The following is an 11,663-nucleotide window of genomic DNA, read 5'->3' on the forward strand; positions in this document are numbered from 1 at the left end:
CACCCGCCCGCCGCCGCCGCCCCCTCCGCCGCCGCGGCTCGTCTACGCCCCGGTCAGGGTTTCATCATCATCGGCTCGAGCGTCGTCGTCAGCAGCTGCGACCGATCTGCGGCATCATGCGCCAGCGCGACGCGGTAGCGGCCCCCGGCAATCCGCCACCCCGGCAGCGCGGTGTCGTACTGCGCGACGACCCGCGGCTCCGCGGTCAGCGTCACGCGCCGCGACTCGCCCGGTTTGAGCGTCAGCCGCGTGAACCCCGCCAGCCGCATCGGCGTCGCCGTCCCCGCCCCGTCCGCTGCCGCCTGCGCGACATAGATCTGCGGGACGTCCGCGCCCGCGCGACGCCCGGTATTGACGACGTCGAAGGTCACGCTGAGACGCCGGCCACCGGTCACCACCGGGTTGCGATAGGCGAAGCTGGTGAAGCTCAGCCCGTGACCGAAGGCGAACAGCGGCCGCTGGTGCTGCTTCTCATACCAGCGATAGCCGACGTCCGCGCCCTCGACATAGTCGACCGGAAAGCTTTCGAGCTGGATCGCGGCGGCGTTCGCCGGATTGGCGGCCGCCTGCGCCTCGACCGACGTCAGCCGGTCGAGACCGACCGGTGCCGGGCGTGGCGCCTGGGTCGCGGCGGCGGGGAAGGTGATCGGCAGCCGGCCCGACGGCGACACCCGGCGGGTCAGGATGTTCGCGATCGCCTCGCCGCCGCGCTGTCCCGGATACCAGGCCTGCAGCACCGCCGGCACCGCATCGATCCAGGGCATCAGCACCGGCCCGCCGGTTTCGAGCACTGCGACCGTCCGCGGCTGCGCCTTCGCCACCGCCGCGATCAGCGCGTCCTGATTGTCGGGCAGCGACAGCGTCGCCACGTCCTGCGCCTCGGTCGTCCACTGCGTCGCAAAGACGATCGCCATGTCCGCGTCACGGGCGGCGCGCGCCGCCGCATCTGTATCCTTGCCGTCGACAAAGGTCACCACCGCACCCGGCAACGCCGCGGCGATCGCCCTGAGCGGCGACGAGGCATGATAGGTATAGCGCGCGAACGACATCGCCGCGCCCGAGGTCAGCGGGATCTCGATCGGCGCGCCGCCGACCGAACGGACCTGGCTCGATCCCCCGCCCGACAGCACGCCGACGTCCGCTCGCCCGCCGATCAGCACGATGCGTTTGGCGGTACGCGCGATCGGCAGCATGTCGCGGTCGTTCTTGAGCAGCACGATCCCCGATTCCGCCGCGTCCTGCGCAACGGTGGCATGACGCGCATAGGGGATCGGCGCCTCTGCGGCGGGCATCGGCGTGTCATAGGCGCCGGTTTCGATCAGGCCGGTCAGATAGCGCACGATCATGTCGTCGAGCCTGGCCCGCGATACGCTGCCGTCGGCCACCGCGGCCTTGAGCGGCGCGCCGAAGTAGATCGCCTTGTCGAGTTCCTGTCCCGATTGCTGGTCGAGCCCCGCATTGGCCGCCTTCGCGGTCGAATGCACCGCACCCCAGTCGCTCATCACCCAGCCGCGATAGCCCCAGTCGCGCTTGAGCACGTCGGTCATCAGATGCTTGTTCTCGCACGCCCAGTCGCCATTGACCTTGTTGTACGCGCACATCACCGAGCCCGGTTTCCCGCGCTCGATCGCGATCTGGAACGCGAGCAGGTCGCTCATCCGCAGATCGGCCTCGCCGATCCGCGCGTCGACGACCATGCGACCGGTCTCCTGCGCGTTGAGCGCGAGGTGCTTGACCGTCGAGACGATATGGTTCGACTGGACCCCGGCGATATGCGCGCCCGCCATCGACCCTGCCAGCAGCGGATCCTCGCCGAGATATTCGAAGTTGCGGCCGTTCCACGGATCACGCGTCAGGTTGACGCCCCCCGCCAGCAGCACGTTGAACCGCTTCGCCCGCGCCTCCGCGCCGATCATCGCCCCGCCTGCGCGTGCGATTTCGGGGTCGAAGCTCGCCGCGGTGGCAAGCCCCGACGGCAGCGCGGTTGCGACGTCACCCTTGCGCTGTTCGACCTGGTTGGCGACGCCGAGCGACGCGTCGCTCTCGCGGACCAGCGGCACGCCCAGCCGCGCGATGCCGTCGATATGACCCGCCGACGGGATCAGCGTGTCCGTCGTCTTGCCTGCCGCCATCGGCGGGAACAGCCCGTGTGCCAGCTTGATCTTCTCGTCGATTGTCATCCGCGCGACGATCGCCTCGGCCCGCCGTCGCGCATCGGGTCCGGCGTCCGGCGTCGCCGTCGCTGGCGCCTTGGGCGGAGCGACCTTCGCAGGCGTCTCGCGCGCCTCGACCATGGCGGCGATTCCCATAAGCGACACGCCCAGCATCAGCGCTCGATACCCCGTCGACATCCTCATTCCCTTCCGGTTTTCCGCCTCCCCCTGCGCACTGCGACACGCGTCCGGCCGGGCTGTGGCACCATTGTCACTGTTCACAGCATATTTAGTGAACGTTCACAACCAGCAGCCCAAATCCTTGACACGAATCGCGAAAAGGGAAAGTGAACGTTCACACGGAAGGCGCACTCATAGCGTCGGCTACAGGGAGGATTACCATGCGTGGCTTCACGGCTCGCTCGCTTTCGCGTCTTGTCATCGGCACATCGGCACTGGCGCTGGCCGCCATTCCCGGCGTCGCTCTGGCGCAGGATGCCGCAGCCACGGTCGGCAATCCCGGCCCGTCCGACATCGATCCGCAGGCTGCACCCGCCACGCCCGCCGATCCGAACGCGGTCACCGACGACATCGTCGTGACCGGCATCCGCGCGTCGCTGCGCGAGGCGATCGACATCAAGCGCAACGGCCAGGGCGTGGTCGACGCGATCTCGTCCGAGGATATCGGCAAGTTCCCCGATACCAACCTCGCGGAATCGCTCCAGCGCATCACCGGCGTCTCGATCGACCGCTCGAACGGCGAAGGCTCGACCGTCACGGTCCGCGGCTTCGGTCCTGAGTACAACCTCGTCACGCTCAACGGTCGCCAGATGCCGACCTCGACGCTCGGCGACGGCGCCAGCGCACCCGCCTCGCGCTCGTTCGACTTCGCCAACCTCGCCTCCGAAGGCGTCGCCGCGGTCGAGGTCTACAAGACCGGTCGCGCTGCGGTCCCGTCGGGTGGTATCGGCTCGTCGATCAACATCCGCACCCCGCGTCCGATCGACAAGCCCGGCACGCGCGGCAGCATCGCGGTCAAGGGCGTGCTCGACAGCTCGCGCAACGGCAAGGATCCGATCACTCCCGAAGTGTCGGGCATCCTGTCCACCACCTTTGCCGACGACCGCATCGGCGTCCTGCTCAGCGGCGCGTATCAGCGGCGCAAGGCGAGCAACAATTCGGCGGGCGTCGGCTTCCGCGACGGCTTTCTCGGCGCGGAGAACAACTGGGGCACGCTCGCCCAGCCCGGCACGCCCGGCGGTGCTAACATCACCAACCGTCCCGGCCCGACCGACGTCTATGAAATCCCGCAAAGCGCCAATTACGATGTCGTCGACATCGATCGCGAGCGCATCAACGGCCAGCTCGTGCTGCAGGCCAAGCCGACCGACACGCTGACCGCCACGCTCGACTTCACCTATTCGAGCAACAAGGTCGAAGTCCGCAACAGCAGCGTCGGCATCTGGTTCAACTTCGGCGACACGCGCAGCGCCTGGACCGATGGTCCCGCGGCTGGCCCCGTCTTCTATTCGGAGAATTTCGCGCCCGGCAAGGATCTGTCGTACAGCAGCTCGCTGACCGCGAACAAGTCCGAGAACAAGTCGCTCGGCGGCAACCTGACCTGGGAAGCGCCCGGCAACGTCACGATGTCGCTCGACGCGCATCATTCGACCGCGGTGTCGAAGCCGACGAACGATTACGGCAGCAGCACGTCGATCGGTGGCGCAATCTTCGGCGTCCAGTCGCAGACGATCAATTTCGAGAAGGACCTGCCGGTCATCTCGTACCAGATGTATCCCGGCATCGACCCGCTGAACGCGTCGCTGATCACGCCGACCGGCAACGCGTTCCGCAACGCCTATTTCAAGAACGAGATCAACCAGCTCCAGCTGAAGGGTCATTACGACCACGACGGCGATTTCCTGAGCAGCATCGACTGGGGCTTTTCCTATGTCGATAACAAGGTGCGCTCGGCTTACGGCTTCATCCAGAACGAGACCTGGGGCGGTGTCGACCCGCGCGGTGCGTCGTTCGGCGCGGCCGCCGTGCCCGACGATTTCTTCAACCTCACCAGCCTGCCCGACAAGTTCAAGGGCGTCGCCGGATCGAACGATCCCGCGCTGCCGCCGTCGATCTACACGTTCAACTTCGAGCAGATGGCCGAACTGCTGCGCTCGCAATATGCGATCTGCAGCGCACCGCAGACGGGTGTCGCGGCGGAAGGCACCTGTCTTGCCAATTACACCAACGATCGCCGCATTCGCGAACGCACGATCTCGCCCTATATTCAGTTCAACGGCAAGTTCGACATGTTCTCGATGCCGGCGCACCTCATCGGCGGCGTCCGCTATGACGAGACGCAGGTGAACTCGTCGGCGCTGGTGCCGATCCCGAACGGTACGCGCTGGACGGGCGCGAACGAATTCGCGCTCACCTACGGCGCCAATTCGTTCACCTCGCTGAAGGGCCGCTATCACAACTGGTTGCCCGCGGTCGATTTCGACATCGAACCGCTCCGCAACGTCAAGCTGCGCGCGTCGTACAGCCACACGATCACGCGCGCCGATTACGGCAGCCTGCAGGGTGGCCTTAACATCGATTCCAACCCGCGCATCGGCGGCGGCACGGGCAGCCAGGGCAATCCGAACCTCGTCCCCTTCAAGTCGAAGAACATCGATCTGTCGGCGGAATGGTATTACGGTGCCGAAAGCTACATCTCGGTCGGCTATTTCAACAAGGACGTGAAGAACTTCATCGGCACGACCCAGGTCAACACGTCCGCGTTCAACCTGCGCAACCCGGGCTCGGGCCCCCGCTATCGTCAGGCGGTCGCAGCACTTGGAACGACGGACAATCTCCAGGTTCGCGACTACATCCTGCGCAACTTCCCCGCCTCGTCGCAGGTCACGGGCACCAGCGATTCCGGTCTGCTGAACGGCAACATCTTCGGCCTGCCCGAGGACGATCTGTTCAACTTCCAGCTGAGCCAGCCGTTCAACAGCGACCAGACCGCCAATATCGACGGGTGGGAATTCGCGCTGCAGCACAGGCTCTGGAACACCGGGCTCGGCGTCATCCTGAACTACACGATCGTCAATGGCGACGCGAAATATGACAACACGCTCGATCCGAACATCGGCCAGTTCGCGCTGACCGGGCTCAGCGACAGCGCCAACGCGGTCGCCTATTACGACAAGAACGGCATCCAGGCGCGTGTGGCCTATAACTGGCGCGGCGAATTCTATGCCGGCGGCGCCTTCGATCCGCTCTATGTCGAATCCTATGGGCAGGTCGACGCCAGTGCGAGCTATCAGGTCACCACGGGGCTGGCCGTGTTCGGCGAAGTCATCAACCTCACCGGCCAGGGCCGTCGCGGTCATCGCCGGTCGGACAATTTCGCCACCTTCGCGCAGCCGGGCTATGCCCGCTACGCAGCCGGCCTGCGGTTCAACTTCTGATCCGCGGCGCCGCCGACCTACGGAACGACCACTCCCCCGCGGGGGGTGGTCTTTTCGGCGCCGTGGCGGCACAGAATGACAGTGTCGGACATGCAAACTGACGGGCTGGACATGGATCGCGCGATCACCTCGATCGTGATCGTCGGCGGTGGCACCGCCGGATGGCTCGCCGCGTGCCTCATCGCCGCCCGTGCGGACCGCGATGCGGAGCATCCGCTTCAGGTTACCCTGATCGAATCGCCCGACGTCGCGACGATCGGCGTGGGCGAAGGCACATGGCCGACGATGCGCCGCACGCTCGAACGGATCGGCATCTCGGAAACCGAATTCCTCCTCGTCTGCGATGCCGCGTTCAAACAGGGGTCGCGCTTCGACGGCTGGCGCACCGGCGCGGCCGACGACCGCTATCTCCACCCCTTCACGACACCCGCCGAGGCAGCCCCGCGCGATCTCGCCTCGGCCTGGTCCGACAGCGGTCTGGCCTTTGCCGAAGCGCTCTGCGCGCAACATGCCGTCTGCAGCCAGGACCTTGCCCCGCGTCAGCGCGCGATGCCCGATTATGCGGGCACGCTGAACTACGCCTATCATCTCGACGCCGGCAAGTTCGCGGCCCTGCTCGCCCGCCACGCGACCGAACGGCTCGGGGTTCGCCACCTGCGCGACCATGTCGTCGGCGTCGATGGCGCGGCCGATGGCGACATCGCCGCGGTCCGCACCCGCGTATCGGGCCGGATCGAGGGCGACGTGTTCCTCGACTGCACGGGTCATGCCGCACTTCTGATCGGCGAGCATTACGGCGTCGGCACGATCGACCGCGGACGCGAACTCTTCAACGACCGTGCACTCGCGGTCCAGCTGCCGGTCGCCGCCGACAGCGTGATCGCGTCGCAGACCAATGCCACCGCGCACGCCGCGGGCTGGATCTGGGATATCGGCCTGCCCGCGCGACGCGGCATCGGCTGCGTCTATTCGTCCGCGCATCTCGACGATGACGCGGCCGCCGACACGCTCACCCGCTATCTGCGCGCGACGGCGCCCGACGCACCGCTTCCCGACTTTCGCCCCCTGCGGTTCCAGTCGCGCCACCGCGACCGTTTCTGGCATCGCAACTGCCTTGCGATCGGTCTGTCCGCCGGCTTCCTCGAACCGCTCGAGGCATCCGCGATCGTGCTGGTCGAGCTCTCGGTCGACGCGCTGCTCGACAATTTCCCGGCCACGCGCCGCACGATGGATCTCCACGCCGCGCGCTTCAACACGTTGTTCCGCTATCGCTGGGACCGGATCGTCGAGTTCCTCAAGCTGCACTATGTCCTCAGCCAGCGCGACGAGTCCTATTGGCGTGATCACCGCGATCCCGGCTCGATCCCGCCGCGTCTCGCCGAGCTGCTCCAGCTATGGGCCGACCAGCCCCCGTCGCACGCCGATTTCCCGATGGTCGACGAGATCTTTCCCGCGGCGAGCTATCAATACGTGCTCTACGGCATGGGCTTTCCCGCGCCGCGCCGCACGCCGGTCCGGACGGGCGCGCGCGGGGCCGCCGACATGCTCGTGCAGCAGGTCGACCGGCACGGACGCATGCTCGCCGCCGCCCTGCCGACCAATCGCGCCTATCTCGATGCCGTGCGGCATGCGATGGCAGGCGCTACCATGGAAACGAGAGCCTGATGCCCGACCACGCGATCCTGACGCCCGAAGAGCACCGCGACCTGCGGATCCGCACCGACCGGTCAGATGCGCTCGGCGACGCCGTCATGGCGTGCATCACCGTCCCCAGCGAATTCCGTCGCGTCCAGACCCATTATCCGATCCTCTTCCAGCGCAACCAGACCCGCGACGGCTTCACCGCGCTCGCGATGTTCGGCTTCGAAGCGGGCGAAAACCTGTTTCTCGACGGCGGCCGCTGGGATGCCCGCTATCGCCCGCTGGCGATCGACAGCCAGCCCTTCCTCGTCGGACGTGGGCCGGAGGGGTCGTCGCTGCGCCAGGTGCATATCGACATGGCGAGCCCGCGGATCGGCGCCGGCGAGGGCATGCGCGTGTTCGACGATACCGGTCGTCCGACGCCGTTTCTCGAACGCATCGCCGATCAGCTGCGCGCGCTCGACGAGGATTATGTCGCTGCGACCGCGTTCTTCGCGGCGCTCCAGCGCCACGACCTGCTCGAACCGCTGACGCTCGACGTCACGCTCGAGGACGGATCGAAGAACCGGCTGGTCGGCTATCACGTCATCGACGAGGATCGCCTGGAAGCGCTCGATCCCGCGTCCGTCGCCGAGCTCCACGCCGAAGGCCATCTGATGCCGATCTTCATGGCGCTCGCCTCGCTCGGCCAGATCGGGGATCTCGTCGCGCGCAAGAACCGACATCTCGCGCATGGCTGACGCCGGCACCGCGGGGATCTTCGCCGCCCTGCCGCGGATCCGCGAAGTCGACATCAGCGGGCCGGCGGCGCTCGACACGCTGCTGCGCGAGGCGACGACGCCGTTCATCGTCCGCGGGCTCGTCGCCGACTGGCCGATGGTCGAGGCCGGTCGCCAGTCGGGACGCGCGGCGCGCGATTATATCGAGCGCCATGCCCGGCCCACGCCCTTTGCCGTCTCGGTCGGTGCGTCGCAGAGTGGCGGCCGGCTGTTCTACGGCGACATGCAGGGCATGAACTTCCAGATGATGCGCGCGCCGCTGCCCGAGATCTTCGCGCGGATGACCGAGAATGAGGGGGTCGACGGCGCGCCGTCCATCTATCTCGCCTCGATCGACATGCAGAATTTCTTCACCGGGCTGCACGAGGCCAATCACGTCGACCTCGGCGACCGCACACCGCTCTCGAGCATCTGGATGGGGACTCCGACGCGGATCGCGGCGCATAACGACGCGCCTGACAACCTCGCCTGCGTCGCGGTCGGTCGTCGCCGCTTCACGCTGTTTCCGCGCGACCAGTTCCGCAATCTCTATCTCGGCCCGGTCGACAATACCCCCGCGGGCCGCGCGGTGAGCATGGTCGACTTCCACGACCCCGACTTCACCGCCTATCCCGGCTTTCGCGATGCGCTGGCGCAGGCGCAGGTCGCCGAACTTGATGCCGGCGACGCGCTCTACATTCCGGCCCTGTGGTGGCACCATGTCGAGGGGCTTTCGGACTTCAACGTGCTGGTCAATTACTGGTGGCGCGACACGCCGCGCTGGCTCGGCCAGCCGCAGGACGCGCTCAACCACGCATTGCTCGCGATCCGCGACCTGCCCGAGGACGAGAAACGTCACTGGCGCGCCATGTTCGATCACTATGTCTTCTCCGACGACCCCGCGGTCGCGGCGCATATCCCCGAAGCCGAGCGCGGCGTCCTCGCCCCGCTCACCCCCGACAGCGCAGGCAAGCTGCGCGCCTTCCTCCTGAGAGCACTCAGCCGATGACCACGCTCCCGATCCACCGCGTCGTCATCGCCGGCGGCGGCACCGCCGGCTGGATGGCCGCCGCCGCGATCGCGCGGACGATGGGCCGCACGGTCGCGGTGACGCTGGTCGAATCCGAGGCGATCGGCACCGTCGGCGTCGGCGAATCGACGATCCCGCCGATCGTGACGTTCAACCGCCTGCTCGGGATCAACGAAGCCGAGTTCATGCGAGAGACGCAGGCGACGTTCAAGCTCGGCATCCTGTTCGACAACTGGAAGGATTGCGGCGACACCTATTTCCATTCGTTCGGCACGACCGGCAAGGATCACTGGTCCGCAGGCTTCCAGCATTTCTGGCTGCACGGGCTGACACGCGGGCATCATCAGCCGTTCGACGATTACTGCCTCGAACTGCGCGCCGCACTGCAGGGCAAGTTCGCACATCTGCCCGATGGCCGGATGAACTATGCCTATCAGCTCGACTCCAGTCTCTACGCCCGCTTCCTGCGCAAGATGGCGGAGGCCGACGGCACGACCCGGATCGAGGGCCGGATCGCGCAGGTCGAGCTGAACGGCGAAAGCGGCGACATCGCCGCGCTGACGCTCGACTCCGGCGCACGGATCGAGGGCGACCTGTTCCTCGACTGCACCGGCTTTCGCGCGCTGCTGATCGAACAGGCGCTCCATGCCGGGTTCGACGACTGGACGCATTTCCTCCCGTGCGATTCCGCGATCGCGGTCCAGACCGAAAGCGTCCGGCCGGCCCTGCCCTATACCCGCGCGATCGCGCATGACGCCGGATGGCAGTGGCGCATCCCGCTGCAGCACCGCACCGGCAACGGTATCGTCTATTGCAGCCGCTATCTCGATCACGATGCCGCGCTCGAGCGTCTGCTCGGCACCGTCGAGGGACCGACCCTGACCGAGCCGAACAGGATCCGCTTCGTCACCGGCGCGCGACGCCAGCAATGGCACCGCAACTGCGTCGCGATCGGCCTGTCCGGCGGGTTCATGGAGCCGCTCGAATCGACGAGCATCCACCTGATCCAGCGCGCCATCCTCCGTCTCCTGCGGATGTTCCCATCGGCTGGGATCAGCCCGCGCGACGTCGCCGAATTCAACGAACAGCAGCATACCGACATGCTGCAGATCCGCGATTTCCTGATCCTCCACTACAAGGCGACCGACCGCCGCGACAGCGCCTTCTGGCGGCAATGCGCGTCGATGCCGGTGCCCGACTCGCTCGCGCACAAGATCGCACTGTTTCGAGAAACCGGCCGCGTCTTCCGCAAGAATGACGAGCTGTTCGCCGAGAACAGCTGGGTCCAGGTGATGCTCGGCCAGGGCATCGTGCCGGAGAGCTATCACCCGATCGCGACCAAGATGCGCGACGACGAACTCGTCCGGCTGCTCGGCGGGCTGCGCGACACGACCAACGCGACCGTCGATGCGCTGCCCGACCATGCCGCCTATGTCGCGCACTACTGCAGCACGGCGCCATCTGCCTCGGCGGGATCCCCGCATCTTGGCTAGGCGCCGTCAGGCCGTGACGATCAAGCATGTTGCAGCGGACGCCGGCGTCTCGCTGCAGACGGTCAGTCGCGTCGTCAACAAGGAGACCGGCGTCCGCCCACAAATGGCGGAGCGCGTGCAGGCGTCGATCGACCGGCTCGGCTATGTCCCCTCGATCGCCGCGCAGCGGATGGGCGGTTCGCGCTCCTATCTGATCCTCGCGCTCAACGACCGCGAACGCACGATCGCCGACTGGCGCGCGCGGCAAGGGACCGACTGGGTCGACCAGATGCTGCTCGGCGGGATGCTGACCTGCGCCGAACATGGCTATCGCCTGATCGTCGAGCTGGTCGATACGCATAGCGATCATATCGAACGCGAGCTGCTGGGCGCGATCGCCGCGCTGCAGCCCGACGGGGTGATCCTCACCCCGCCGCATTCGGGCAATCCGCTGATCATCGATCTGCTCGAGGCGCAGGACATCCGGTTCGTGCGGATCGGCTCGATCAGCGAAGGGCCCGGCGTGCGCCTGATGATGGACGACGCGCGCGCGGCGCGGATCGCGACCGAGCATCTCGTCGCGCTCGGCCACCGGCGGATCGGCTTCATCGCCGGGCCTGCCGAATATGAACTCAGCGGCTGGCGCGTCGATGGCTGGCGCGCGGCGATGGCGGATGCGGGGCTCGACAGCACCGATCTGCTCGCATCGGGGGATTTCAGCCATGCCTCGGGCCGGGCCGCCGCCCGGACGCTGCTCGCATTGCCCGAGCCGCCGACCGCGATCATCGGCAGCAATGACCAGATGACGCTCGCGACGCTCGAACTGGCGCGCGAAACCGGGTTGCGCGTGCCCGAGGATCTGTCGCTGATCAGCTTCGACGACACGCCGATCATCCGCCTCGCCCACCCGCCACTGACCGCGATCGTCCAGCCGATCGCCGAGGCGTCGGCGCGCGCGGTCAGCCTCATCATCGCAGGGCTGGCGGGCGATCCCCCGCCGGACGCACCGATCACCGTCGCGGCGGAACTGACGGTGCGCCGTTCGACCGCGCGCCCACCCGCCACCGCCTGACCGGTCTGCTCGCGCCGGCGGGTCCGGGCCCTTGCGACGCACGGCCAACTCCCCCACAGGCGGCGCGGGGACGAACGGA

The 11,663-nt window shown here is 67.3% G+C and carries 7 protein-coding genes; 6 read left to right on the top strand and 1 reads right to left on the bottom strand.

The window, feature by feature from the left end; genetic code table 11:
- Positions 1–53: 53 nt before the first annotated feature.
- A complete protein-coding gene (locus J3A66_RS02855) occupies positions 54–2,351 on the bottom strand; it encodes a beta-glucosidase (RefSeq protein WP_245336684.1) in 2,298 nt (765 codons plus the stop codon).
- Positions 2,352–2,554: 203 nt separating this feature from the next.
- Between J3A66_RS02855 and J3A66_RS02860 the strand changes: the two genes are divergently transcribed.
- The 6 genes from J3A66_RS02860 to J3A66_RS02885 all read left to right on the top strand — a co-directional run bounded on the left by J3A66_RS02860 (position 2,555) and on the right by J3A66_RS02885 (position 11,584).
- Entirely contained in the window at positions 2,555–5,611 is a 3,057-nt protein-coding gene (locus tag J3A66_RS02860; RefSeq protein WP_056675784.1) for a TonB-dependent receptor, read from the top strand.
- Between the two features lie 111 nt (positions 5,612–5,722).
- Positions 5,723–7,276: a tryptophan halogenase family protein gene (locus J3A66_RS02865; RefSeq protein WP_209570363.1), complete on the top strand. Its 1,554-nt coding sequence runs from the start codon at positions 5,723–5,725 to the stop codon at positions 7,274–7,276.
- Entirely contained in the window at positions 7,276–7,992 is a 717-nt protein-coding gene (locus J3A66_RS02870; protein WP_209566984.1) for a SapC family protein, read from the top strand. Before J3A66_RS02865 ends, J3A66_RS02870 begins: the two co-directional genes overlap by 1 nt.
- Positions 7,985–9,019 carry a cupin-like domain-containing protein gene (locus tag J3A66_RS02875; RefSeq protein WP_209566986.1) on the top strand — a complete coding sequence of 345 codons (1,035 nt, stop codon included), beginning with the start codon at positions 7,985–7,987 and terminating at the stop codon, positions 9,017–9,019. The genes J3A66_RS02870 and J3A66_RS02875 overlap by 8 nt, the downstream gene beginning before the upstream one ends.
- Positions 9,016–10,533: a tryptophan halogenase family protein gene (locus tag J3A66_RS02880; protein ID WP_209566988.1), complete on the top strand. Its 1,518-nt coding sequence runs from the start codon at positions 9,016–9,018 to the stop codon at positions 10,531–10,533. The genes J3A66_RS02875 and J3A66_RS02880 overlap by 4 nt, the downstream gene beginning before the upstream one ends.
- Complete coding sequence (locus tag J3A66_RS02885) at positions 10,526–11,584, top strand: LacI family DNA-binding transcriptional regulator (RefSeq protein WP_245336685.1); 1,059 nt, start codon at positions 10,526–10,528, stop codon at positions 11,582–11,584. Before J3A66_RS02880 ends, J3A66_RS02885 begins: the two co-directional genes overlap by 8 nt.
- The last annotated feature ends 79 nt before the right edge of the window (positions 11,585–11,663 follow it).

Source organism: Sphingomonas sp. PvP018, from assembly GCF_017876865.1.
Lineage (GTDB): Bacteria > Pseudomonadota > Alphaproteobacteria > Sphingomonadales > Sphingomonadaceae > Sphingomonas > Sphingomonas aerolata.